Origin of the sequence: Lachnoclostridium phytofermentans ISDg (assembly GCF_000018685.1) — a bacterium.
Taxonomy (GTDB): Bacteria; Bacillota; Clostridia; order Lachnospirales; family Lachnospiraceae; genus Lachnoclostridium; species Lachnoclostridium phytofermentans.
This window is the reverse complement of sequence record NC_010001.1, coordinates 2,487,609-2,514,595: the sequence shown is the minus strand read 5'-3', so window position 1 is coordinate 2,514,595 and position 26,987 is coordinate 2,487,609. Positions and strand designations below refer to the sequence as shown.

22 protein-coding genes are annotated in these 26,987 nt (G+C 33.6%); 1 reads left to right on the top strand and 21 read right to left on the bottom strand.

Annotated elements, in window-relative coordinates; all coding sequences use genetic code 11:
• Positions 1 to 119 precede the first annotated feature (119 nt).
• From CPHY_RS10525 to CPHY_RS10475, 11 genes are all read right to left on the bottom strand, one after another.
• The gene (locus tag CPHY_RS10525; protein WP_012200056.1) at positions 120 to 1,331 is read right to left on the bottom strand and encodes a BMP family lipoprotein; all 1,212 of its coding nucleotides are present in this window, start codon (positions 1,329 to 1,331) and stop codon (positions 120 to 122) included.
• A 325-nt stretch (positions 1,332 to 1,656) separates the two neighbouring features.
• Positions 1,657 to 2,721 carry an S-methyl-5-thioribose-1-phosphate isomerase gene (gene mtnA, locus CPHY_RS10520; RefSeq protein WP_012200055.1) on the bottom strand — a complete coding sequence of 355 codons (1,065 nt, stop codon included), beginning with the start codon at positions 2,719 to 2,721 and terminating at the stop codon, positions 1,657 to 1,659.
• A 166-nt stretch (positions 2,722 to 2,887) separates the two neighbouring features.
• Positions 2,888 to 3,733, bottom strand: a complete 846-nt coding sequence (locus CPHY_RS10515) for a purine-nucleoside phosphorylase (RefSeq protein ID WP_041704284.1) — start codon at positions 3,731 to 3,733, stop codon at positions 2,888 to 2,890.
• A 134-nt stretch (positions 3,734 to 3,867) separates the two neighbouring features.
• On the bottom strand, positions 3,868 to 4,479 hold the full coding sequence (locus tag CPHY_RS10510) for a class II aldolase/adducin family protein (RefSeq protein WP_041704283.1): 612 nt from the start codon (positions 4,477 to 4,479) through the stop codon (positions 3,868 to 3,870).
• 118 nt (positions 4,480 to 4,597) lie between these two features.
• A complete protein-coding gene (locus CPHY_RS10505) occupies positions 4,598 to 5,374 on the bottom strand; it encodes a DeoR/GlpR family DNA-binding transcription regulator (RefSeq protein ID WP_012200052.1) in 777 nt (258 codons plus the stop codon).
• Positions 5,375 to 5,848: 474 nt separating this feature from the next.
• On the bottom strand, positions 5,849 to 8,020 hold the full coding sequence (locus tag CPHY_RS10500) for a hypothetical protein (protein ID WP_012200051.1): 2,172 nt from the start codon (positions 8,018 to 8,020) through the stop codon (positions 5,849 to 5,851).
• A 309-nt stretch (positions 8,021 to 8,329) separates the two neighbouring features.
• A complete protein-coding gene (locus tag CPHY_RS10495; protein WP_012200050.1) occupies positions 8,330 to 9,826 on the bottom strand; it encodes a glycoside hydrolase family 43 protein in 1,497 nt (498 codons plus the stop codon).
• A gap of 198 nt (positions 9,827 to 10,024) precedes the next feature.
• Entirely contained in the window at positions 10,025 to 11,038 is a 1,014-nt protein-coding gene (locus CPHY_RS10490) for an aldo/keto reductase (protein ID WP_012200049.1), read from the bottom strand.
• A 257-nt stretch (positions 11,039 to 11,295) separates the two neighbouring features.
• The gene (locus CPHY_RS10485; RefSeq protein ID WP_012200048.1) at positions 11,296 to 12,276 is read right to left on the bottom strand and encodes a beta-galactosidase small subunit; all 981 of its coding nucleotides are present in this window, start codon (positions 12,274 to 12,276) and stop codon (positions 11,296 to 11,298) included.
• The gene (locus CPHY_RS10480) at positions 12,257 to 14,179 is read right to left on the bottom strand and encodes a glycoside hydrolase family 2 TIM barrel-domain containing protein (protein WP_012200047.1); all 1,923 of its coding nucleotides are present in this window, start codon (positions 14,177 to 14,179) and stop codon (positions 12,257 to 12,259) included. Before CPHY_RS10480 ends, CPHY_RS10485 begins: the two co-directional genes overlap by 20 nt.
• Positions 14,180 to 14,443: 264 nt before the next feature.
• A complete protein-coding gene (locus tag CPHY_RS10475; protein WP_012200046.1) occupies positions 14,444 to 14,845 on the bottom strand; it encodes a hypothetical protein in 402 nt (133 codons plus the stop codon).
• A 504-nt stretch (positions 14,846 to 15,349) separates the two neighbouring features.
• Between CPHY_RS10475 and CPHY_RS10470 the strand changes: the two genes are divergently transcribed.
• On the top strand, positions 15,350 to 17,326 hold the full coding sequence (locus CPHY_RS10470; protein WP_012200045.1) for an SPFH domain-containing protein: 1,977 nt from the start codon (positions 15,350 to 15,352) through the stop codon (positions 17,324 to 17,326).
• 100 nt (positions 17,327 to 17,426) lie between these two features.
• Here the strand turns inward: CPHY_RS10470 and CPHY_RS10465 are convergent, their stop codons facing one another.
• From CPHY_RS10465 to CPHY_RS10425, 10 genes are all read right to left on the bottom strand, one after another.
• The gene (locus CPHY_RS10465; RefSeq protein WP_012200044.1) at positions 17,427 to 18,245 is read right to left on the bottom strand and encodes a DNA-3-methyladenine glycosylase family protein; all 819 of its coding nucleotides are present in this window, start codon (positions 18,243 to 18,245) and stop codon (positions 17,427 to 17,429) included.
• 91 nt (positions 18,246 to 18,336) lie between these two features.
• Positions 18,337 to 18,879: a hypothetical protein gene (locus CPHY_RS10460; RefSeq protein WP_012200043.1), complete on the bottom strand. Its 543-nt coding sequence runs from the start codon at positions 18,877 to 18,879 to the stop codon at positions 18,337 to 18,339.
• Between the two features lie 327 nt (positions 18,880 to 19,206).
• A complete protein-coding gene (abc-f, locus tag CPHY_RS10455; protein ID WP_012200042.1) occupies positions 19,207 to 20,775 on the bottom strand; it encodes a ribosomal protection-like ABC-F family protein in 1,569 nt (522 codons plus the stop codon).
• Positions 20,776 to 21,836: 1,061 nt separating this feature from the next.
• On the bottom strand, positions 21,837 to 22,352 hold the full coding sequence (locus CPHY_RS10450; RefSeq protein ID WP_012200041.1) for a GAF domain-containing protein: 516 nt from the start codon (positions 22,350 to 22,352) through the stop codon (positions 21,837 to 21,839).
• A gap of 126 nt (positions 22,353 to 22,478) precedes the next feature.
• Positions 22,479 to 22,814, bottom strand: a complete 336-nt coding sequence (locus CPHY_RS10445) for a PadR family transcriptional regulator (RefSeq protein ID WP_012200040.1) — start codon at positions 22,812 to 22,814, stop codon at positions 22,479 to 22,481.
• Between the two features lie 526 nt (positions 22,815 to 23,340).
• The gene (locus tag CPHY_RS10440; protein ID WP_278183997.1) at positions 23,341 to 23,604 is read right to left on the bottom strand and encodes a DUF4176 domain-containing protein; all 264 of its coding nucleotides are present in this window, start codon (positions 23,602 to 23,604) and stop codon (positions 23,341 to 23,343) included.
• Between the two features lie 10 nt (positions 23,605 to 23,614).
• On the bottom strand, positions 23,615 to 23,863 hold the full coding sequence (locus tag CPHY_RS10435; protein WP_012200038.1) for a hypothetical protein: 249 nt from the start codon (positions 23,861 to 23,863) through the stop codon (positions 23,615 to 23,617).
• Between the two features lie 26 nt (positions 23,864 to 23,889).
• Positions 23,890 to 24,951, bottom strand: a complete 1,062-nt coding sequence (locus tag CPHY_RS20815) for a hypothetical protein (RefSeq protein WP_012200037.1) — start codon at positions 24,949 to 24,951, stop codon at positions 23,890 to 23,892.
• A 430-nt stretch (positions 24,952 to 25,381) separates the two neighbouring features.
• Positions 25,382 to 25,528 (bottom strand): hypothetical protein, encoded by a 147-nt coding sequence (locus CPHY_RS21950; protein ID WP_198301318.1) that lies wholly within the window; start codon positions 25,526 to 25,528, stop codon positions 25,382 to 25,384.
• Positions 25,529 to 25,688: 160 nt separating this feature from the next.
• A complete protein-coding gene (locus CPHY_RS10425) occupies positions 25,689 to 26,951 on the bottom strand; it encodes a serpin family protein (RefSeq protein ID WP_012200036.1) in 1,263 nt (420 codons plus the stop codon).
• Between the last annotated feature and the right edge of the window lie 36 nt (positions 26,952 to 26,987).

The following is a 26,987-nucleotide window of genomic DNA, read 5'->3' as shown; positions in this document are numbered from 1 at the left end:
TATTCCATTAAGAAAAGCTAGTGAATACTCTTTTAAATATTGTTCTTTTCAAAAGAGTATTTCTACCTTAGTCAATTATTGAAAAAGCTTTGCGTCAGCCTCGTAAGTTACACGTTTTTCTATTTATCTAAACCTGGAAAACTATCAGACTTAATTCCGTTAAAATTTGCTGCTGGAACAATGGTACCATTCTTTACTAATTCATATGCAGCTTCTATTTTTTCGACTGTTTCAGCACTCATTTGCTGTCTTCCTTGGGTTGCCACAAAACCGGTAGAATCTGTATCAGCTTTTAATAATGCATTCTGTCCAGTAAATGTTCCATCAACAACTGCATTCAACTGCTTCTCAACATTCTTAGACATTACCTTTAAAACAGAGGTTAAGATAATATTAGTACTTCCATTAACACCATCATCGTACTGGTCAACGTCACAACCGATTGCTTTAACATTAGTAGCTTCCTTAACTGCCGTAAATACACCATTTCCAGAACCACCAGCGGATACGAAGATTACGTCAACACCTTCTTTAATTAAGGCATTTGCTACAACCTTACCAGTTGCTTCATCAGAGAAGCTACCAACATAGTTACCACCAACATTAGCACCAGTTACATCGGTTCCTGCGTAAGAAGGTAGTTGAATTAATTTAACACCTGCATCATATTTCTTGTTAGCGTAATTAACACCACTTTCAAATCCAAACTGATAATTTACGTTGGATGGATATGCGATACCACTAACTAAAGCTACTTTTTTTGTTTTTGATTCTAATGCAGCTGCCATACCAGCGAAAAATCCGCTTTCCTGCTCAGCAAACTGCATTGCATAGATGTTCTTAGCTGTTATTTCATTACCTTCTGCATCAGTTGGATATGCATCCACTAAGATAAAATCAACATTTGGGTTATCTTGTGCAAGAGTACCGATACCTGCAAATTGGAAACCACAACATACAATAACATTATAATCTGCTACGATATCAGCAACTGCCTGAATTGCAGCTGTTGTATCACCTGTTGGTTCTTTTACAGGAGTTACTGTTGCATCTGGATGTTTTTTAATGAAATCTAAGATACCAGTATAATTATCCTGATTAAAGTTACCATCATCTACACCAGATGGGCTACTAACGATTGCAATCTTAAGCGCTTCTTTTTTACCTTCATTGTTACCTTTGTTTGCTTCGTCTGAAGAGGCACCTTCTGTTACAGTCGCACCACTTGGATTATAATTATTATTATTATTTTCATTGGCTTTTTTCCCGCATCCTGTAAATACAGTTGCAAGCATTGTAACACCTAAAATCACTGCTGCTAATTTTCTCATGTTATTTTCTCCATTCTTTCGCTGTTCTTTTCGAGTAAAATTACCAATAAAATGATTTGGTAATTTTACCTAGTTAAAGTTTGTACATGTTTTCCTAGACACATTCAATTTGATAAAGAATCGATTTGAAAAATTATCTTCTTTAAAAATTGATATCAATTCTTTAAGAATTGAATCTTTTTAAAATCGATTTATTTTAAATCGATGTCTTCTTTACAATATTTATCTTAAAAAATCGATAGTTTATTTGATATCTTCTTTTAAAATCATTCTTATCATTTTTGATGATGATGTAATACATCATTTATAAAATTACCATTACGGACTATTTATTAATTATGTCCTCTGCCTTTTTAACCGCTTCTCTTAGACTTACTTCAAAAGGTGCTTTACATACGCCATGCTCTGTAATAATTGCTGTGATTAAATTATGATCAGTTACATCAAAAGCTGGATTATAGCATTTCACATCGCTTGGAGCCATTGGTTTTTCATACCACTTAGATTTGATCTCATCCTCGGAACGAAGCTCTATTTCAATATCATCACCAGTTTTGCAATTTAAATCGATGGTAGAGGTAGGACACATTACGTAAAATGGTATTCCATAATGTTTCGCTAAGATTGCGACACCACTGGTACCAATTTTATTTGCTGTATCACCATTCTCTGCTACACGGTCACATCCAACGAAACATGCGTTGATGAAACCATTTTTCATCACAATACTAGCCATATTGTCACAGATTAAAGTCACATCAATTCCTGCTTCGTGAAGTTCAAAAGCGGTCAATCTTGCACCCTGTAATAATGGTCTTGTTTCATCTGCAAATACTTTAAAGTTCATTCCACGCTCTTTTCCAAGAATTAATGGTCCAAGAGCGGTACCGTACTGGCTTGTAGCAAGTGGTCCAGCATTACAATGAGTTAGAATTCCATCACCATCTTTAAGAAACTCTAATCCGTATTCAGAAATCGCTTTGCAGATTTTTATATCTTCTTCTTTGATTGCTATACATTCTGCTTTTAATAATGAAAGTATTTCATCAATACTCTTATCTTTCGCATCAAGTACGACCTTTCCCATTCGTTTTAATGCCCAACTAAGGTTTACTGCTGTTGGTCTTGAGGAATCAAGATAATCTTTATATTCACGAAACTTTAATAGGAATGCATCATATTCTGTCTCTTCTATAGTTTGAGCAAGACAGTAAATAGAGAATCCCGCACAGATTCCAATGGCAGGAGCCCCTCTTACCTTTAATGCAAAGATTGCATCATACATCTGACGAGATGTAGATAAGGTAAGATATTCAATTGCATTCGGAAGTTTTGTCTGATCAATAATTACGACGGACTTACCATCTGGACTTAATGTTACATTTTCCATTTTAGCCTCCATTCCAGCGATTTACGCCATTTTATCATGATTGATTGAAATTTAGTTCTAATCTATCTTCATTTTGTGTTGATTTACTTGTAATTTATAGTTACTATATTAGTCTTAATAAGTTAGTTGTCTTAGAATCTATTTATCTAACTAGTAACAGCTTAACTTATTTGGAATTCACTACATCCGCAATGTTTCGAATTGATGTTGTAATTAATTGCTTAAATAACGGAGCTACGCGGTCTGCTGTTTCTTGAACTTCTATATGGCTTAATGGTTCCTCTGTCATTCCACAGCCAAGATTTGATATGCAAGAAATGCCACAAATCTTCATTCCCATATGGTTTGCTGTAATTGCTTCACATGCTGTACTCATACCGACTGCATCTGCACCAAGAAGTCTACACATCTTAACTTCAGCAGGTGATTCAAAGTTAGGGCCACTTAGCTGTATATAAACACCTTCTTGTAACTCCATACCAATATCTTTCGCACTATTACGAATGACTTCACGTAAATCTTTGTCATATACTTCACTCATATCACAGAAACGTAGCCCAAGTTCTTCTATGTTTGGTCCTATAAGCGGAGAAGGTACAAAATTACTGATTTGATCAGTTATTAACATAAAGTCACCAGCTTTGAAATTAAAGTTTACTCCTCCTGCAGCATTGGTAAGGAATAAGACCTTAGCTCCCATCATCTTCATAAGTCTGGTTGGTAGTACGACATCTTCCATCTCATACCCTTCATAGTAATGTACTCTTCCCTGCATAATAACAACTGGCACTTCTTCCACATAACCAAATACAAAACGCCCTTTATGTCCAGCTACCGTAGATACAGGAAATCCTTCAATTTCATTATAATCAAGGGTTGCCTCCACCTTGATCTGATCTGCATAATCACCTAGTCCAGATCCCAAGACAAGTGCAACGAACGGTTTGAAATTAATTTTCCTCTGAAAACTCTCATAGCATTTCAATAATCGTTCATAGGCAGAAAAGTTCATATTATTTTCATTCATAATAATTACCCATGCTTACCACAGTATTTTGTGGCCTGTTTTTAAACAGTTGCATTATCCTTTCGTTATACTAAAATGATTTTTTTACTATAAATTTTCTGTTATAATAAAATATTTTTTTACCATAGATCTTCCGTTAATACTACCGGAGTTCCCACAGTTAACGCCATATGATAAATTTTAGCGGCATCTTCTACATAGATACTGTTGATGTATGCTTGTCCTAATGTATCTCCGACTGCAACCACACCGTGATTAGCCATTAAACATGCATTTTTTCTACCCAAGATAGGTACTGCATTTGAGCCAACATCACTACTTCCCTGTTTTGCATAAGGACTCACTTCGATACTTCCTTTTAAGAATGGTACCATCTCAATGAGTATAACTGGAATTTCTTTATGAAGTACCGCAAAGCTGGTAGCATAAGGGGAATGCGTATGCACTACTGACTTCACATGCGGAAGGTTTTTATAAATTTCTGCATGAAGTTTCCATTCAGAAGAAGGCTTTAGATGACCTTCTAATACCGTACCATCCAAAGAAATGACAACAACATCATTTTCCTCCATGATAGTATAGTCATATCCACTTGGTGTAATAGCCATTGCATTTAAATCTTCTAGAAATACGCTTATATTACCACTAGTACCTGCAACCATGCCTTCTTTCAATGCTCTTTTTGCGGTTAAAACTACTTCTCTTTTTAATTCTTCTTTCTTGTTTTTCATTCTTTCATCCATTCTTTCTTTCATCCAATATCAATTCTAGCGATTTAATACCTTTTTATAATGATAACGATATGAAACTAGAAAAAGTACACTTCGCTAACTTTTTCCTAATCACGATTTATCTTGCTATCACAATCTCTTTTTTACGATTCAAAAGAGCTTCTTTTAGTTCTAATGATTTTTTATCGATATCTTCATTTACAATCAGATAATCTACATCATCCAAATCACCAATTCGATAAATCGCATTACGACCGATCTTTGTAATATCCGCAACGTAAAAACAAGTTTGAGCTTGTTTTATCATCTTGCTACGTATTGTCGCTTCCTCTAAAGTATAGTCTATCATTCCGGCTTCTACACTTATCCCAGCACTGCTTATAAACACTTTATCTACATAATAGTGATTTAGTGCTTCTACAGTTGCTGCACCACAGAATGACTTCGTACTATCCTTATATTCCCCTCCAAGTAAGATCAAACGAACATGTTCTGCATCTTCAAGTTCTTTCGCAACAAGTAAGGAGTTCGTTACAACGGAGATTTTTTTCTCAGAAGCTTTAATTTCCTTTGCAATATAACTTGCTGTTGTACTACAATCAAGTAGAACAGAATCGTAATCTTTTATAAAAGTTAGGCTCGCTTTCGCAATCTGCTCTTTTTCCTTTTGATAGATTTTACCCCTAACCTCAGTCGGTGTCTCATTCCCATATCCTTCCCTAAGATATGCACCTCCATGGACTCTTGAAATTACTCCCTGTTTTTCTAATTTTTCTAGGTCACGACGAATAGTTTCTTCTGTTACCTGAATTACCTTACTAAGTTCACTTACGGTAGCAACTTTATTATCTTGAAGTGTTTTTATAATAAACTGCATTCTTTCGATTGCTAACATATCCCCTCACCCCACTGTATTTTAATGTTTTTGAAAATTTTATTATGTTCTTCCCTTTTGATCTTCAAATGTTTGAAATTCTGTGAATTTTGCTTACGAGTTAAATATACTGTAAAAAAAAGAAATGGTCAATTCATTATTCTGTGTTTATCTTTGAATATCTGTGTTTATTTCTAATGTTATTCATAAGTTGCGCTTATATATTGAAGCTAACCTTGATAAATAAGGCTTTGAAAAAAAGTTAACTACTAAAGATTTGCTATAAAAGGATTGATTAGTCAGAAATTTATTTGAGAATGAAATAGATTTAATTTTGGTAAATAGGTAGATAAATTACTTATAGAAAACAAAAATCTGGCTGGAAATATCAACTATAAATATTTAATTTATAGTATTTTCTCCAACCAGATTATGAAATATTTTTATGAAATGGAAATTGTAATAACTAAAACTTTGGCACCTATTATCTATTATCTAGCATTTTCCAAATGGTATCTTATTTAATTCTTCTGTTGTAACATTATTAGTCTCTTCAATTTCTCCACCATAAATAGTAGACGTATCAAGTACGGATTCTTGTGATTCACCACCATCCGAGGAAGTGATAAATTTACCCATAACAATCTTACCTTGATACATAAAAATTCTAGAACCGCTTCCTGAACCTAGTAAATGAGCATTAATATGTCCACCAGTTATTTCAAACGTATTAAATATCATACGATTACTAACATTTATCTCTCCATTTGAAATAGTAAAGCAACTTTTATCCGTTACTTCCTCATTGCCTTCATCACGATACCCAATGTTATCCATATTCATTATACCACCATACACATTAACTTTCATGTAATTTAACCCATAAATCGCATTTTGTGTACTACTAATACCATTAATTATACCATTATATAAGGAGAAAGCTCCTGCATTTCCAAGATATACTCCAATGCTATTTTGTTTTGCTGTGATGGAGATAGTTCCTCCAAATTGTTGGATGGAACCGCTTGGTGTTGCAATTCCATAGGAATCATCAAAAGTTTCTATCGTTAATTTATCCTCATTAGAACTTCCTACAAAGGATAGCTTAGCATTCGTACCTACATAAAAGCCTACGCTACTACCACCGGTTTTTATTGAATTTTGTTTCTTGCTATTGATAATAATATCAGATTCGCCACTCACAATAAAGAACATTTTATCAGTTTGTTTTGTATAATCTACAGTCACATTCTCAAATTCAAACCTGTGTCTCCCGCCATGTACTATAATTTGATTTTTTGAAGTGGAACCGGTTACTTTAATCACTTCATTTTCGTTGTTTCTTTCATAAAATGTATTTTTGTAAATAAGACCATCCGCATACACTTCTAAGTTACTGACAGATAAATTAAATACCATATATTTTGAATTACTATAACCCTGCAATATACGATAGGAACTTAAATAGTCCATCTTTGTATGTTTTCCTGACGCAAATGTTACATCTAAAGCAAGCTTACCATCTTCACTATTTAAGTATGGCAGCCATAAGCTTAATATTCCCTTCGAGTTAATATCCTTACAACCATAGCTTTTCTGGTAGGCTGTAATTTTGTTTACCTTACCTGTTTCACTTGGTATTAACATAAGATATACTTTTTGTCCTTGGGAATTTTTTGGTTGAACGGAGCAAGTCTCAGCAAATATTTGTCCACCTGTAATAGTAATACTCTTTGCAGCTATGTCGTTCTCTTGTTTTTTCCCTTTAAGATTACAATTCGAATAGGACCAAGAATCATACATGGATGTACTCGTACCACCATTTGCCCTCACTGTCCCTCCTGTGATTGTCACTGATGTTTCGTTTGGAATTAAATTACCGCCAATACCAGCACCATAAGCACCACCTATTGCTGTAATATTACCACCGCTGATTGTAATCTTATTACCCTTAGTAGCATTAGAATGATCCCCGATTCCAGAACCTCCAGAAGTCGAATAAACGGTTCCTCCGGTAATTTCGATGTTACCGATTGATTTTTCACTAGAATAACCGATACCACCAGAAGCAGACTCTCCACCAATAGCGGTTACATTACCACCACTAATTGTTATAGTTCCTGCCTCCTCAACTTTGTCATAGAGAAATTTAAAGGCATCGCCACTTCCGATTCCATAGCCATATTTACCTCCGATTGCTTTTACCGTACCACCTTTTATTATGATTGTACCACTTCCACCAATTCCAGAGTTATCAAGTCCTCCAACTGCTTCTAGAGAACCAGTACTAGAAGATGATATAATAAACTTTCCTCCAGATTTCACATGAATACCATCGGCATCACTTGTTAACTTGTTTTCTCCTTTTAAGATAAAGTTCGCAGTTCCACCGCTTTCAATCAAAATAGGTATATTTTGATATCCTTTTGCTGATAACTCAACATCATGTAAGGTTATGTTGGTTGATACACCTTTTTTAATTGTTATTGTGTATTTATCCGTCTTACCTGTGATTGTATAATCACCAGATTTATTTATTGTAATGTTTCCTTTACTAATATCATACGATTTCGTCTGGGCTGCAAAAACAAACTTAGACGATGATAAAAAGCATATGACAACTATGAATAGCATAGTTCGAATTATTCTAATCTTATCTAGCTTCATGTTAATCTCTCCTTCTAATCTTTATATTTAAACTCTTTATTCAAGGCTACTAACATATATTGTCAAATATATGTAAATATTTTCTTTTTAAGAGAAATGAAATAAATCTAACGAAGAAATGGACAAGCCCTTCACTATGGCATCAGCGTATCGGCTCCCTCTCCGTCAAAGGTCAAGATAAACGGACAAAGAACATCCACCTTTGACTCCATTCCACCTAGAATCCGGACTAAAAGTCGCAATAGAAAACCCATAATCCACAAGGGGTTCTAGTATCCTACTGTTAATATCTTTTTTGATAAAAAATAATCATTCATGCAAGTATTCACATTTAAAATCCTTGAATTTAGCAGTATTTATGGAGTTATGATCAAGAGCATATAAACCAATGATAACTCCGGTAAATCCACCAGCAACTTCGGAGGAAAGATAACGGGTCAACCCGGTACCAAGATGGATGATTTCATTTTCTGATTTGACATAAAAACTGTACTGTTGACTGTTAGAATCAATTATGAAGGAAGCACGATTGCTATCACCTAAAGAATATTCAGCTTCAATGGATTTTATATTACCAATACATAACCTTACGATTACTCGGAAGCCTTCTGGATATTTCGATATTGCAAGATCATAATGGTGGTTTTCGTCCATGTAAAAAGTTATGCCTGCTTCACCACGGTCAATTTCAATATCACAATTTATGCGACAGCAGAATTCTTTCTGCCTTAATCCGATAAAAGTCGGAGAATCAACATCATCAAGTGAGATACTGTTTCCATTTAATATAATTTGACTTTGGGATAATGAATAGTTTTCCCTAGAAGGATGCCTTTGGTAGCACCAGTCCTTCTCAAAGTCTGTATTACAAAAAGTATATTCGGTTTTGAACTCCTGCACTTTATATGTAAAAGGTACCTCAACATATTCTGAAGTAGTTCCGTCTGTTCCAACAGTAAACCATCCATCATCATGGAAACTCACCGGTGACAGGAATACTTCCCTTCCTAAATGATGGAAGGTAGTCCACCTACCTGTCTGACGAAAACCCAGGTGAAGCATCCAAAAACTTCCGTCAGGAGCTTCAATCAAATCACCATGCCCGACACCTTGAATTTGAAAACCACCTAGGTTTCTGTTAGTAAGGACCGGATTGCTAGGGTAGGCTTCAAAGGGACCGTAAGGAGAAGTACTTCTGGCATAGGTGACCATATGACCATATTCAGTACCTCCCTCTGCAGCTACCAGATAATAATAATCTTTGATTTTATATAAATGGGGTCCTTCTAAATAACGACCACCTGAACCCTGCCAGATAGTTTTACTTGGGGAAAGCTTTTTACCTGTGTCGATAGCGATTTCACATTGCACGATACCTGATATTCCCTCTGCATCAGATCCGTTGCTCATAAAATAACTTTTTCCGTTTTCGAAAAATAGGGATGGATCGATTCCGTCCTGATCAATGAAAATATGGTCGGACCATTCACCATAGATATCATCCGTCCAAACAAAAAAATTCTGCTGAGTGGTAGAGTTCGTGGTGGTCATGTAGAATCGACCTTCAAAATATCGTATGGAAGGAGCAAAAACCCCGCCTGAACTGCTGACCCCTTGTAATGCAATCTGATCAGGTCTTGTTAGACAGTGGCCAATCTGAGTCCAATTTACCAAGTCCTCGCTTTCAAATAAGGGTACACCAGGAAAATACTGCATGGAACTGCAGACTAAATAATATTTACCATTTGCAAAGCATACACTTGGATCCGGATAAAATCCCCTAATAATAGGATTTTGATAATTCATAGAGACCTCCTTTGTGCACATACGGAATTTGGCATAGCATATTACTCCTTCATCAATAAGGATCCTTAACTTTTTATGATGGTTCTTATACTAACTCTCAAAAGTTTGTTATTAAGTCAACACTCAATATTTAGCTATAAAGCCAACAATCAATATTGTAAATGAAAACGTAATATTATTTTAAATGAAAACGTTATATTATTTCGCACATTCATCAAGCTTAGCTATTACGTCTTTTGGTAATACAATTTCACTTGCACGTACGACAGGTTCTAATTGCATAGTATTACGAACAGATACCACTGGAATAATCGGTGCACTGTGATTGGTTAAATAAGCAAGCGATAATTCAATCATGGAATATCCAAGTTCTTTTTGCAGTTCATCTAAAATTTCATATCTCTTTAAATTACAAGGATTGATAAAAGCTCTTATCATCCTTTCAGACATTGTATTTTTTAGAAGTTCCGGTTGTGTAGTGCCATTATGATATGCACCACTGTTTCGTAATTTCTCAAAAAATCCATTTGCAACAGAGGTATAAGGGATCAAAGGGATACCCGTCTTCTTATGCCATGCTAGGTAATCCATATCAGTCAATATAAGTGTCTTATCCGGATTCATGTTATTTTTTTTCTCTACATAAGCTAGGCTGTACTGATTTGACAATGCTACAAAGCCTTTTTTCCCTGTAGTTTTGGCATAATCTAAAGCACTCTCTGCTCTGTCTATATCCCAGTTAGAAAAGGCATAGTAGCGTATTTTTCCTTCTTTTACAAAATCCTCGCAGAAATCTACGATTTCTTCTACTGGTAATAGTTTATCATCGCGATGTAGATAATACATTCCAATGCAGTCAAGTCCCAAAGTTTGTAAGCTCTCCTCTAGGTCAGTTGCTATTTCTTGTCTACTTACACGAGATTTCTTTTCTTTATCTCCAATGTAAAAATGACCACCTTTTGTCGCTATCATGACATTTTGATAAGCGTTTCGTAATTTAAGCCATCTTCCTAGGTATTGCTCACTGCTGTTATCGCCTGTAGCCCAACTGCAATATACTTTCGCTGTATCAATAAAGTTACCACCCGCTGAAACAAAGGCATCTAGGACCTGATATACTTCCTCTTCGTTTAGCTTATCACCAAAGTTACCTGCACCTAGGCATATATTAGATACTTTCAAATCTGTATTTGGTATTACAACCTGCTTCATTCTATCCTTCCTTTCCTATTAGTACTAGTCTTCTCTAATTATAGCCGCCTCAAGTGTTGAACTACTAGTATCTATATAGTTATATATTAATGAGATATCAACTTTATCTGCACCTAACGGAATTTCTGGGTCAGAATATTAACAATACTTGAAATTAATGATTGCTAAAACTTATTTCAGTAAGTTGGAAAAGGCAAAAGAGATTTAATCCTTTTTGCATTTTAATTTTTCATGGATTGCCGCCTGGTATCTAATTCTTACATGGACTTCGCTTTTGAAATCTGAAACGAATAACATATATCCTCACCTGCATTGATATGATATTCTGGTTCAACATCTGCACCCCAACTATTAATTCCTCCAACACCTCTGACAGCTCCAAGGATGGACAAAACAGTACGTCTTGGAAAAGGAAGTTCTTCCTGATGAGTCGCATTCTCCAGTTCCAGAGCAGTATAAGGAATACATGAAAATGCAAATTCTTTATTGATACTGGAAATTTTCAGTCCAAATTTCTGGTTATCATGATCGGAATTATTTTTCGTAGTATTACGGTACACCTCTACCCATTTTGTCTTCATGTGTACATTACAATCTTGAGGTACCAAATATTTCGTAACTGGAAGTCCTTCAATTTCATAAATTCCTTCTAGTCCACCAGCCATTCTATCTGGGTAGGTTTCACCTGATAGACCTTCATAACGATATGAGGTTGCTTTGGTTGGCATAATAAATCGCATACCAAAAACCGGTAGTTCAGGTAATGTAGCGTTGCCGTGATAATGAACATTTACATTGATGATACCTGATGGAAGCACCTCATATTCTACGTCTACAGTTGTAGAAGGAACAGTTATTGTCTCATAAGTGAAAGTGATTGAGACGTTGGAGGTAAATTCCTCTGATGAATACTGATTATTATCAGGAGCAATTTGAGGCTTTTTCTCTTCACCATCAATTTTTAATGTAATCTCACTGCATCTGATAAAGCAATCAGCACTTAGCCACATTCCAGAACGTAATGGAAATCCATTTCCTCTGTCATTGCATGTAGTTGCTCTCCAAAAAGTAGGTTTTGGACTACGATATAACCACTCTTTTCCGTCGATTACTAAGGATTCCAAACCACCCACCTGATAAGAAAAGAGGTAATGAAAGCCATTGCCATGGACTCCTAAGACTACGTCTCCATAGACAATCTGTAATTTATCTGAATCCTTATGATTGATACAATCCATAGTAATATTTCACCTCCTGTACTGATGGTTTTTCTGTTCTATCTGCAAATACGATTCCATCTCCTGAGAATTCATAGTCAGAAGGTCTGTCATCGAAGTCTCCTCCGTATCGAAGTACCATCTCACCTGATATCTCATCCTTTACTAATAATGCTTGATCGATAAAATCCCAAATAAATCCACCTTGATACATCTCATAACGAGGTATCAAGTCAATATATGATTTCAGCCCACCCAAAGAATTTCCCATATCATGCATATATTCGCATAAAATAAAAGGTTTTGCTGGATCTGATTCCAAATATTCTTCTATTTGTTTAGAAGACGCATACATACGGCTCTCTACATCGGATATAGTAGATTCATAAGCTCTGTTATTCACTACTCCTTCATAATGTACAAGTCTACTAGCATCATTTTCTTTAAAGAATTGATTCATACTCTCGATATTATCTCCTGCATAGGATTCATTCCCTAGGGACCAAAATAGTATTGAGGTATGATTCTTAAAGGTTTCAAAATTAGTTCTCGCACGGTCAACTACGGCTTCTTTCCACTGTAGAATACTACCCGGCATATTCCAAGAAGGTTCTATAGCTCCCAACTTTTGCCATGAGCCATGAGATTCTAAGTTCGTCTCAGACATGACATAGATGCCACTAACATCACAAAGATAATACCAAGGTATCTGATTTGGATAATGGCTGGTACGAACAGCATTAATATTATTTTGAAGAATCAGTTTCATATCTGTCTGCATATCAGATAAATTAATACATCTTCCACTGGTCTGACTCCACTCATGGCGGTTCACACCATTAATTATTAGTCGTTTTCCATTGAGAAGTATAAGTTTATCCTTGATTTCAATCCTTCGAAATCCTATTCTATATGGTACAATTTCAACTAAGCATCCACTGTTATCATATACTTCAAGATTTACCGTATATAAATATGGATTTTTATATGACCAAGGAATAATATTCTCTATTACATTTGATTCATAACTAACTTTTTCTTTCGCTTCTATGCTTTTTTCAAGTATAATTTTATGATTATCATCTTGAACCTTAAGTGTTATCGTCCCTAATTCAATCCGATTCGATATCTTTAACTCAAGTCCAAGTTTTCCTGAAGAGTTATCTTCATTTAATTGTGGTTTAACCCACATATCTTCAATATGTATCTCAGGTTTTGCATACAAGGTAACATTTCGAAAGATACCAAAGAATCGGAAGAAATCCTGATCTTCAAGAAAAGCGGCCGTACTTCTTTTATGAACTTCTACCGCTAAAATATTATCTTTTTCCTTTATGTAAGGTGTTAAATCAAATTCGGAAGGGGTAAAACTATCTTCTGCATAACCAATAAATTGCCCATTTAACCAGATATACATTGCTTGTTCTACGCCTTCAAAACTTATGCACACTCTTTTTCCAAGTAAGCCTTTCTCTATATCAAAGCGTTTCCGATAAGATCCAACCGGATTATAAGAAGCCTCACTAAAGGTTCCTCTCAAACTATCATTTCCTAAACAATACGCCGGTCTTCGATAGTAATGGCCTTCCCATGGATACATCGTATTAATATAATGTATTTTATCATAACCTGCTAACTCAATATGACATGGAACCGCAATTTCATCGAAGTCGCTTCCGATAAAATCTTCTTGATAAAAATACTCTGGTCTTTCTTTTGCACTCACAGAATATCGAAACTGCCACGTACCATTTAACGATTGTAGTAAGGAGTTTTTCTCGGTAAAATTCTGACTAAAGGGAACCTCGGAAGTACTTAGTTCCATCTCCTCCTTACTCTTGTAAAAAGGGTGATCACTGTGAGCTGCTAACTGATTGACACGAAACACTTCTGGGTTATCCAACCATGTTAAATCTGCCTTCATATTCTCTCTCTTTTCTATGTAGTTTTATTCTTTCCTGATTCATCTGGAACTGCAGCTAGTTATATGCAAATGAAGATTTAAATCAAAATAACTTTTTTAGGTAGGAAATGAACTAAATGTTGTTTTTATACTGTCTGTCTTAACTCTTTCCTTTAAGGATAGTATAGCACAACAATCTACTTTTTACGACCTTAATCAAAGCCTAAAGTCCCATAATTGTGGTAGTCTAATTTCATAAATATAATATGAAAAACTGCGTCTTACTTATATTAAAATAATAGAAAGAAGAATTCTAAGCCCTGCAAGAATTAAAAATGTAATTGCAGAAACAATAGAAATTTTTTTCGCTTTCTCACTTCCATTACTAAAATAACATAGGATAGCTATTATACAAGATAATGGCGTAAATAATATTGCTACAAAATAACCGAGGCAGCCAATAGAATCAGATTCATACTGCATAGGTGTTTCCTCTGACCAAAGTCTTATGGATTCTGCGTCACCTCCACACTTTATACATTTATCCGATGCCCTCAATAGTGGCTCTCCACAGTCCCTACATCGGTATGTACGTTCTTTATTTGCAAAATTTGTTATCTCACCACAATTAAAACATTTTGTTACTGAATCACCGATTAATTCTCCGCACTTTTCGCACCTTCTCATTTACTCTCTCCCTCATTCACTTCATGTTTTACGAATTGAATTACCCTACAGTTTTCAATTGACATATACTTACAGTATATAATATTTATAAAAGATTCACAAGTTCTTATAACCATATAAATCCAATAATATCAGTACATATACCTTTATTTATACATATAATCCTATCAATACAAAACTATGCTACAAATAAATTAATACTACTAATCTATCGATACTACAAGTCTATCAAATAATACAGTTCTATCAATAATATAGATCTTTAAATAATATAATTCTTTCACATATCAATCACAAATCTATCATTCCTTAATTAATTCCTTGGAACCATGATGTAATACATTAAAATTTAAATATATTTATGTACCTTTCTAGTATTTCCAATCGACAGAAAACGTGAAGATACGAATTCTAAACACAATATTATTAGAATATAATGAATTAGTTTTAAGACTAGTACTCTATAAATTAAGCAAAAAAATTTCACAGGAAGGGGGAGTTTTTATGAATCCATATGTCATAGCCATAATAATTGGAGGTATTCTTGTAGCTGTATATGTACTAATTTTCCAGATCCTTGGGCTTCGAATGATTCGGTCAAATGAAGTTGCTGTCGTAGAAAAATGGTGGAGTATTCATGGTTCATTAAGAAATTCAATCATAGCTCTAAATGGCGAAGCAGGTTATTCTCCTGATTTACTTCGGGGTGGTATTCACTTTCGTTCAACACTTATGTATCGTATTCATAAGTATCCATTAATCACAATACCTCAAGGGCAAATTGCCTACATCTTCGCAAAAGATGGTATTCCACTCTCACCAACACAGTCTTTGGGTAAAGTGATACCAGAAGCAATTAATTTTCAAGATGTTAGGGGCTTTTTAAAAAATGGTGGGCAAAAAGGTCCGCAGCGTGGGATACTAAGAGAAGGTACTTATGCGATTAATCTAGCTCAGTTTGTAGTTATTACTCTGAATGAAATTAAAGCTATTTTGAGTGGTACTAAAAAAGAACGATTAGATCTTGAGAGTATGCAACAAACATTAATTCAACGAAATGCTTTTGTTCCAGTTGTCATTATGGGAAAAGGAAATGAAACCAGCGATTTAATGGGTATCGTTACTATTCATGATAGTCTTCCGTTACAACAAGGAGAAATCATTGCCCCATACGTTGGAGAAGGTCACTCAAGTTATCAAGATCCAGAAAAATTCATTGAGCTTGGCGGACGTAGAGGAAAGCAAATCGAAGTCTTAACCGATGGAACCTACTATATCAACCGTTTATTTGCAACCGTAGAATATCGTCCAAAGACTGTGGTACCAATTGGTTATGTCGGAGTAGTCGTAAGTTTCTTTGGGAAACAAGGAGTCGATACAACGGGTGCAGACTATAGACATGGTGAGCTTGTTGAAACCGGTTGTAAAGGTGTTTTACAAAAACCATTAATGCCAGGAAAATATGCGTTTAATACCGATGCAGGGAAAGTGGTTTTAGTACCTACAACGAATATCATATTAAAATGGAACCGTGGTGAAGTCGGAGAACACAAATATGATCAAAATTTATCGGAAGTTGATATTATCACAAAGGATGCTTTCGAGCCATCTCTCCCACTTTCTGTGGTAATGCATATTGATTACAAACAAGCACCGTGGGTAATACAACGGTTTGGTGATATTAGCATGCTTGTTAACCAATCGCTTGATCCACTAGTTAGTGCATATTTTAAAGACGTTGCGCAAACGAAAACATTAATAGAGCTGATTCAAGAACGTAGTGCCATTAGAGAACGAGCTGTTGTAGAAATGAAAGAAAAATTTGAGAAATACAATCTTCAATTGGAAGAGGTTTTGATTGGTACTCCAAAATCATCAAAAGACGATATACAAATTGAAAATATCCTAACACAGCTTCGAGAAAGACAAATTGCAGAAGAAAAGAAAATTACATATCAAAAGCAACAGTCCGCTGCGGAGAGTGAAAAATCACTTCGTGAAGCGCAGGCAATTGCAGAACAACAAAGTTATCTAACAAAATCTAAGATTCAAATTGAAATAGAAGGAAATAACGGTGCTGCTCTTGCAAGTAAGGCAGAACAAGAAGCAAATCAAATCATTGCTCTTGCGAAAGCAAATGCTTCTAAAGTTCGTTTAGAAGGTGAAGCAGACGCATCAAAAGAAAGTAATATCGGATTAGCAAAAGCACAAGCAATCGATGCTCAAGTAAAAGCATATGGTGGATCCGAATATAGAATTATCCAAGAGATAACAGATAAATTAGCCGATGCTATTAAGAATACCCAAGTAGACATTGTTCCAAAAACAATCGTTACGATGGGAAATTCAGGCGAAGATGGTGCTTCCTCTAGTTCCACTATTTTAGATGCACTTCTTAAGCTTATTACTATCGATAAATTAGGGATTTCATTACCAAAGATATCTGAGAGCGAAAAGGAACAAGTAACTATAAAAGATTAAAGCAAAAAGTAATCAGGCCTATTAAATAAATACGCAGTATTTTAGAAGAGCACACCTGAAAAAAGGAGTGCTCTTCTAAAGACATAGATTTTTATCTTGTTTACCCTATCTTCGCCTCATTCAAATCATAATAAAATGCATATTGTTGCAATGCTCCCGAATACCCTCGATACTTATCAAAAGGGAATCCACCAGGATAATTTAATTCCAATACCTTTTGAATATGTGTATCAATTGGAAAAGCATCAAAGTGATGTAGAGCATATAAACAGATACATTCTGAAACCTTGATACCAACACCATATAATTTCATCAGTTCTTTTTTCGCATCTTCATAACTTAGATTTGGTAAACCTTCTAAATCAAAACTACCATCTACAACTGCTTTTGCAGTTCTGAGAATATATTTCGTACGATAACCCAAATTACATTCTTTTAGTTCACTATCTTTTAAATTTAAGAATGCTTCAGGTTTTGGAAATGTGTAATATACATCGCCATTCTCATTTAATTTCTCATCACCATAACGTTCACAGAGCATTTGAATACTTTTCTTTATCCTTGGAATGTTGTTTTGCTGTGAAATTAAGAAAGAAACAATTGTTTCCCATAGCTCTTGTTTCAGTATACGAATTCCCCAACCAAAAGACATCGCTGACTTCATATATCGATCATCTTCATTTACAAGTCCGGTTATGGTATCATAATCAACATTCAATCCCAAATATTCATTCCAAATTGAATGAAACTCTCCTTCCGTACAAGAAAATGTCAATTCATTGTCTTGCTGGCTGATTCTTAAGTAATGCCCATATGCTACAACTTCATATGAAGTTTCACTAATTTCCTTCATACGGAAACATTGCCCAGAATAACAAATCTTGCGTATATCAAAATTTTCTACTGTAATTTGGTACATACTAATCCTCATTTCTAAACAAGAAAAAGTGCGATCCGCGAACATTTCCTTGTCATGAATAACTGTTTAATCTATAACATTTCCACGAATCTTAACTATGAAAAAACTTATCCCGTTCATTATAATATAAATTCTTAGAATTATTAAATGTTATAAGGAATATGATATATGTGATTATTGTAATAATCATTAGAACAACTGCTAATGTGGTAAAAAACATTAAAAAGTAAATTATCACATTAAATATCGACATAAACTTCCATAGATCTTTTAACTTATCTCCATCTAAAAAAATTCCATACTTCTTCTCTATATCCATGACGCCACTTACAATTTGGTATAATATATAGAGCGTAATACTTATATTAATAATACCTAAAATAATTGAAAAACCTTGTAATTGACTTGAGATACCAAGTAAATCAAGAATGAAAATGACACCTGAATAGCAAGCCATAAAAACTGCCCATGGTCTCACCTTATCAAAAAATTCACTTTCTTTGATTAGTTCGTCAATTCCTTTCATCATAAGCAAATAACCTACAAAATTAGGCAGCAAATCTATCTGCATACCACCTAGATTTAAATTAAAGTTAAGAAGAATAAATACTAATCCAATAAATATATTTTTCACTTTCTACCCCCATTCATAATCATTGTTCCATTCTATTCAGATGGGACAAAACATTGTTACCAGATAAGTTAGCATCTTTTAATAGATTACACACGGTAAATACGATGTTGCAGTGCTCTTTCGTAACTCTTGTTACTCCTGGTGTATTATGAAAATTGGTATTAACATGTAAGATTTAAGAAACTAATTTGTAGAGAAGTAACTAAAAAATCTTGTTCTGTACCCTAATCAAGAAAAAGTAGACCTTAAGAACTTTTCCCTATCATGAATAAGCTTATTATAATAATAGATGAAAAAAACAGTTACGTCAAACTCAATTCTTTATCTTTAATCCAAAGTTATTATCTTTGTTGCCACCCTATTACCAAACCATTCATCATGTTCTATAAATATAATAGTCGGTTGGTATTGTAGTATCGCTTTTTCTAACTGTTCACGAAAGTAAATATCCATAAAGTTAAGTGGCTCATCCAGAAGAATTAATTGATTTTCACAAACTAAAGCTCTTGCAATGTCTAGTTTTTTCTTTTCACCCCCACTAAGAGTTTCAATCGGTCGAAGTAAAGTTTCAGTAGGAATATCAAAAAGACCACATAATTCGTAAATTTGATGTCGCTTACTATCCTCAATAATATAATCTGTTACATATCCAGAATTCCATAATGGTTCTTGAAAAGATTCTGTAATCTGTATTTCATCAAAGTAATTGATACAATCGGACTCTAAATGTTTTGCAATCAACTTTAATAATGTGCTTTTACCAGAACCGTTTTTCCCACGAACCCATATCCGGTCACCAACCGCCACTTTAAAGTTCAGATTTGAAAATAAGATACCGCCATCATATCCAAAGGAAAGATCTTTTACTCTTAATATGGTATAACCCTCTAAAGACTTCTGTTTAATTTCTAGTTCTTTTGCTACTTCAAAGTTTTGTAGCAGCTTATTTTTATCCTCTAAGTTTTTCTTAACTCTATCTTCTGCTCTTTTTGCATGCATCATAAACTGTGCTGCTCGTGATCCGCTGGAACGTTCAAACTTTCCGTGATTATTCTTAGTCTTCTCAGCACTACTAGCCCAATCTCGTTTCAAAACTGACTGATTATGCAATGCTTTGATTTCTCTTACTAACTTTGCTTCCGTACGGGATTCATAACTTTCTTTTTTATCCTTATTCTCCTTCCAAGAAGTAAAGGTTCCTTTTTCAATCTCAATGTCCGATTTATTAAAAGATAAAACATGGTCTATCACTTCATCTAAGAAGCTTCGATCATGAGATACTACCAAAAATCCTTTTTTCTGCTTTAGATAATCTGCTAATAATCTTTTACCCTCCAAATCCAGATGATTCGTTGGCTCATCTAGCAGTACATAAGCGTTATTCCGTAAAAACATTGCTATGATTTGAAGTCTTGTTTTTTCTCCTCCTGATAAAACTTCATAATTACGAGTTAGTATCTCTTCTGGTAAATTCATGAGAGCTATTTCCCTTAAAATTCGACTTTCCATTTGAAATCCATCAAATTCAAGATACTGTTCAAGTATCTCTTGATATTCCTGATACCTGTTTTTATCCTCAGAAACGATGATTTCCTCCATGGTATCTTCCATCGTCTTTAAATTTCCAATGCACTCCTTTAACACATCAAGAGTTACTCTATAATTCGTATTTATTTCATAAGGAAAAAACTCCGTATTAACCTGTTTCACCACATTTCCCTTATCAGGAATTAAACTTCCATGCAAAAGTTTTAAAAAGGTTGATTTTCCTCTCCCATTTCTCCCTATGAGGCCTAGCCTCCAATCGGTATCGAGCGTTAAATTTACATCTTCAAATACAGTCTGAAAATATTCTGCATAGTGAAAATACATATTTTGAATTATTATTTTCGACATAGTTTGCCTACCTTTCTAACTGGCATCTACGACGAAGTTTGTCGTATTCCATGCCAGGTTATCTGATTAATTTCTCTGTTTCTACTCTTTCTTTAAGACGTAATTTTGAAAACAACATGCTTACACCACCTTTCTAAATTTTTACAACAAAAAAAGAGCCTGAAAAAACACTCCGGACGTAAAAATACTGTATGTTAAATGATAATCTCAATAGAGGAACTAAAATTAGCCAGTATATTATGTACAATAGTAGTACATTAACTCCTATTTTCATAACTATTAAGCTACGTGAATGTTCTGATTTAAAATTAAATAAAATAGAATATTCACCAAGCTTCCTCTTCTTATCATTCTTACATACATTGTTATTTACGAATTCTCATTGTGTTTTTCAACCTCTTATATTGTTAAATTTATATTTCTTGTTTATTATATACTGGAATTTGTTAGGTATCAAGCATTATATAGAATATTCTTAACATGCTTAAAATGTTCTTGAAATACTTAAAATGTTCTACTGATTATTTAATTAAAAATAAATTTCTAGGTTAATTATAAACCTCATATTGATTGCTTTATTGAGTAGCCTTTACTGCTACTTTTAGCTTATAATCCTAACTCCATTGTTTTTTTATATGTTCTAATTAATACTTTCGTCTATTGCGTTATTTCTTACAATAATAAAACAATTTGAAGAATAAAAGACCTGCTAAAAAGTATAAAAAGATAGTGATGAAATCTGATTTTATCAAAACATTTATAAATCCCATAGCGGTAAACAAAACCCCTGTAATGAAAATTACCTTTTCTTTCATAAAGATTCCTTTAGCGTATTTATACTATTATATATATCTTTTCAGAAAGAATTACTGCGAAGTGAATCTGTTTTACGGAAAGAATTGCTATGAAGTAGAATCTGTTTATAAATCACATCTCATCGTCTTTATATCTTCTTGAAACTTCTCGTGTTCATAAAGCTTTATCGCTGCTTCGTTTTCACGTAGAACGTTTAATTCCAAGTACTCTAAGTTTCTAATTCTAGCCCAATCCTTGCTGGAGTCCTAACAAAAATCATATTGGATACTACTTGGCCAGTCACAACACTCCACTAATAAGGTTATGATTTGTTCCAAATATTCAGCATCTACTTCATCGAATCGATGAAATTTTGGACTATCAATATCTAATACACCAAGTATTGTTCCGTTCTTCTTCATTGGTATCACTATTTCGGAATTAGAAGCACTGTCGCATGCGATATGTCCTGGAAATTCATGAACATCCTTCACAATTTGAGTCTTACCTTCGTTCACTGCAGTTCCACATACCCCTCGTCCGACTGGTATGTGAATACAAGCTACTTTGCCTTGGAATGGTCCAAGAATTAAGCTACCTTTTTTCATTAGATAAAATCCTACCCAGTTAATATCCTTCAATGCCTGATTTAGTAGAGCAGAAACATTACTTAAATTTGCAATGACATCCTGCTCTCCTTCTAACATTGCTTTTAATTGTACCAATAATAGCTCGTACATCTCTACTTTATTTTCGGGATACATACTATCGATTTGATCCATTTTTTCTACCTCACTTATATTATGATTTTATTGCTATTAAATACGTATAATGTAATTTCCTTTGCTCACAAACTTAGTATAAAAAGCTTTATAACTTAGAATAACATCCTGCTAATAGGAAACTAATCACATGATTCCAAAGTTTCCTCCCAATACATTACTCACCGCTTTAGAATATTCCTGCCATTCTTCTTTCTTTTGTTTTAGATACTTTTTACCTTCTTTGGATAACTTATAGTACTTGCGGACTTTTCCATTAATCTCTTCTTCATATGAGAATAATAAGTTCTTTTCTTCCAAGGAATGCAGTAAAGGATATAAAGTACCTGCCTTTAATTCAAAAACGTTATTGGATTGCTTTCGTAAGGTATCTATCATTTCATACCCATACATATCTTTCTCTTCAAGTAATCGAAGCAATAACATTGTTGTACTACCCGATAATAAGCTTTTCTCAATCATAACAACCCTCCATATATAGATTATCGATATATGTTATGATATATCGATAATCTATATATGTCAAGGTATATTTTACTAATATATCCTTTTTGATTTCAATAATTAATGATATATTCTTAATAAAACATTGTCTTTATGTGAACAATAAAACTTCTTCTTTATGTACTTTTCGTTCTCACAGTTATATACAAACACCAATAAAACTTCTTTCTTAATGTATAATAAGGCTTGTTCTTAATGTTCAATAAGACTTCTATGATCATGAAATCAGACCAGATTATCAAAGAGATGGCAGCCTAGGAGTTCGCGCAGATAGGCAAGAGAAACGTAAGAAGAACAGATATGACTCTGTGGAATTTATCCATAAAACTGAAATCTATGAGTAAAAAGAAAGCTCTGAGAAATATTTAAATATTACTTCAAAGAGCTTTCTTAACAAATTAAATTATAGCTTATTAAATTTTATTAAAAAATAATGCTTCAATATTTCTATTCGTACTCCACCTAATTATTTTATACAATAAATTTACTTTATCTTATCTCTCTCGTCCTTTAATATTTTATTCGCATAGTCTGCAAATTCTTGTTGCTCTTCCGTTTCCATACCAAGAAAACTTATCTCTTTTATTTGATTCGAATTAAACAAAAAGGTCTTGTCACTTCCTAAATACCCTTCTGGATAGAGACAACCAGCGTAATCCCATAATTCACTGGAATCTAACTCGTATTGACAATATCCAATAATCATTACTTTTTTCGTACTATCCTCTAACAGAATTACTGAGCCTATCGGAAGAAGCTTATCCCCCTTTCGTATCTACCTGAGTCGTTGTCGCTTGATCTTTAAGAATTAATGATTCATTAAGGAATAAAACTCCTGTTATCATTAATAAACAAACTGCAATTATCCCAGTTAAAAGTTTTACACTAATTGCAATTGTATTTTCTTCGATACCATTCTCTTTTCTTTTGCCTTTATCAACTATTATTTTAATAAACAAAAGCCAACTAAATACTGTTACTAATAATAATACTATCTTTAATATCATGTCTCCCCCTCAATGATAATAAATTCTTATTTTACAAAATATCCAATATCTAAAATTACTTTACCGTCTTTATCTGGATTGGTATATCTAGGGCAAACATATCTTTCGAAAAACCAGCAAGCACCATTGCTTTCAAGAACTTGCATACCTTTCTCAATTAGTTCCTCATAGCAGTCTCCCTCATGACCAAAAACATTTTCTTCATGTCCTTTTATCCAACAGATTCCCACACTGTTAAAGTCGAAGTCAACAGAAGCATAACCATCCGGTACAACACTGTTTTCCGGAAGAAACATCCCAATCCAATACTCATAAGGTTCTCCCTCCTTATAACGTTCAAGGCCTATGTATGCCTCCGCATCAGGATATATCTTCTGAAACTCTTTCGTAAGCAGTTTTTCAATTATATCAAATTTACCTGTTTCAAACCATTGCCCCCAATGCCAACCATACATACCATTGACCCTATCTTCATCACTGTATTTTATTCCGATAAATCTGGTCTTAGGAAAACCCTGCTTATAACATTTGATAATTTGATAAGGAGAACAATCCCATATATCATTTTCTTCCTTAGTAATTTCACTGATATTGTCTAATGATATCTTCCCTTTTTCGGTAGGTATTAACTCTACTTCAGTGATATCATTTTCTACAGCAGAAAAAATAGTAACTTCAAAATCATTCATGGATAAGGTATAGTTAACGATATGATCTTCACTTGCTATGTAAGGTATGGAGAATAAATAGTAATTTCCTATGTTTTCAACCAAATAAGGGCAGTTATTAGAAAGTTCAAATGTTGTCGCCTTATCCCAGTCACTTTGAAATAACTGAGCCCTAAAGGTTGTACCAAAATTCTTCTTAATATGTACCCAAAATGCGAACTGTATTGTCTCTCCAATATGGATAGTTTCACCACTATAAAATAGGGTTGACCATTTTCCACCTCGACTATCGACATACCAATACTCCGATGTTAAGTCATCTGAACATTGTTCTGTTATAATTCTCCCATTACTTTTTGGAACATAGGGACTGTTATTCCAGGTGGAAGTATTAATTGTTACAAAATGATTGTTTGACATAATCAAAATCCTTTCTATATATTTTTAGTGAATTCTGCTAAAAAGTGATTACTAAAGAATTTGAGGTAAAATCGGTTAATTTTATCATTCGATTATTATCTTGATTTACACAATTATAGTAATAAATTGGTCATAAAGAAACGATATCATATTTACCATATTTTATCAATATTTACACTGTGAAATGTAGAAATACTTTCAATTATAGTTTCAATAAAGATTTATTTATCTTTTACCTACGATATAACTTAATCTTTATTAATATAAACCAGAATATAGAGTCTACAACAATCTATCTTACATATCATGAATAAAAAAAGGTTAAAGCCATAGGGCTTAAACCTTTAAACGCTTATAGAGATTTTGAATGAGATTACTGATTCTAATATTATAAAATATATTGTAAATTTTCCTTTTTTATTTCCTTTACTTAATCATTTGTATTATCCTTTGTAGTTTTCCGTTGACAATAAGGCAATCCGTTCTTTTTATTTTCATTATGGTGCTTAATACATTCCTCGCACTTTCCATGTCTTTCACATTTTGTCCTTTTACAGATACATTCTTTCTTTTTCATGACAAGTCCTCTTCTTATATATTGCCCTATTAGTATAACATAAAGGTTAAAAATAATGATACCACCTATATTTTCCTATACTTTATAAGATTACTTTAGGAAATAAAATGTGAACATGACAGCTATAATGCATTGGATTTTATAAGGGCTTTAAAAGCCCTTATTCAATATTCATCACAGTGCCTATAAAGATTGGTAAATTCGTTTTATTATCAACAATAGCAAATAGGAAAGGTCGGTCCAATTTTACTGTGAATTCAAACGGAGCAGATTTAGTCTTCATTCCTACTTTTGACACTGCACCTGCTTTTGTCCCTAATTCATCCACATCAATATATGCTTTATGAAGCACCTCTGCAATGTAGATGTTACCATCAGGTGAACTACCTAGATTAGAAAAATTTGCTCTTTTTATATCAAAGGAAGTCAATAAACCAAGGTCTTTCAATGCATCATTCATTTCAATAGAGTAGTCAAATTTAAATTTAGGAAGTTGAGCTGTAACACCGGTCATTTGAGCATTTTTTATAATGGATACGAAATGCTCTCCTGTAAGAGAAGAAATGTAGTCCTCAATAGACACCTCAATGTTTGGTAATAGCGCAACAAAACTATACTGATCATTTTGATATTTTTTGATAAATCCGGTCGCATTTCCATCATCAATATATAGTCTTTCATTAGATTTCATCATTTTAACCTTACGTTTAGTACCATTCCATGCAGTAAATTCTTCGGAGGAGATATCATTTTTCACGTAAACATTCTCCCATCTTGCATCAAATACTACAGCATTGATCAGATACATTATAGTGTCTTTATCAATTTTATCGATAATCTCTTTAATCATTCCATCTGTATTATTTTTTACCCATAAATTAATATCTTTTATTGTTGTATTATCAAATGGAGATTTATAAGCTGCTGCATCATAAAAATTAGCATTCTTTTGTAGAAAATCTTGTTTTACAGTGAAGTTATTTTCATCGTCACGAAACCAAATAGAGTTCGCAATGTTTAATTTGCTATTTTTCTCTGATGGGAGTTGGTTAACATAGGAATATAAATACTCGTTTAATTCATCGATAGAACTCCCTCCTGCTAATAACAATTCCATTTCTTCTTTTGTAATGGAATCTGCACCATTTGCAGTCATCGCAAGTGCTAATAATACAGATAATGGCGAGATCAAAGAGTTTTCATTTTCTTTCATACTCTTTTTAAATAGATCTACTGAAAAATTCGCAGTTTGAGTAATAAATTTTTTATCCATAGTTTTTTTACTGACTGTTTCTGCTTTTAAACCATCCATCAAGTTAGCACTTTGCACCTTCATTGCACATCCAGTTATAGAAAATACGAGAACAAATAATACCAAAATAGATACTATCCTATGAAAATAGCACTTATTCATATGAAACATATAATCCTCTCCTTTATTTTATTTCGTAAGATTTAT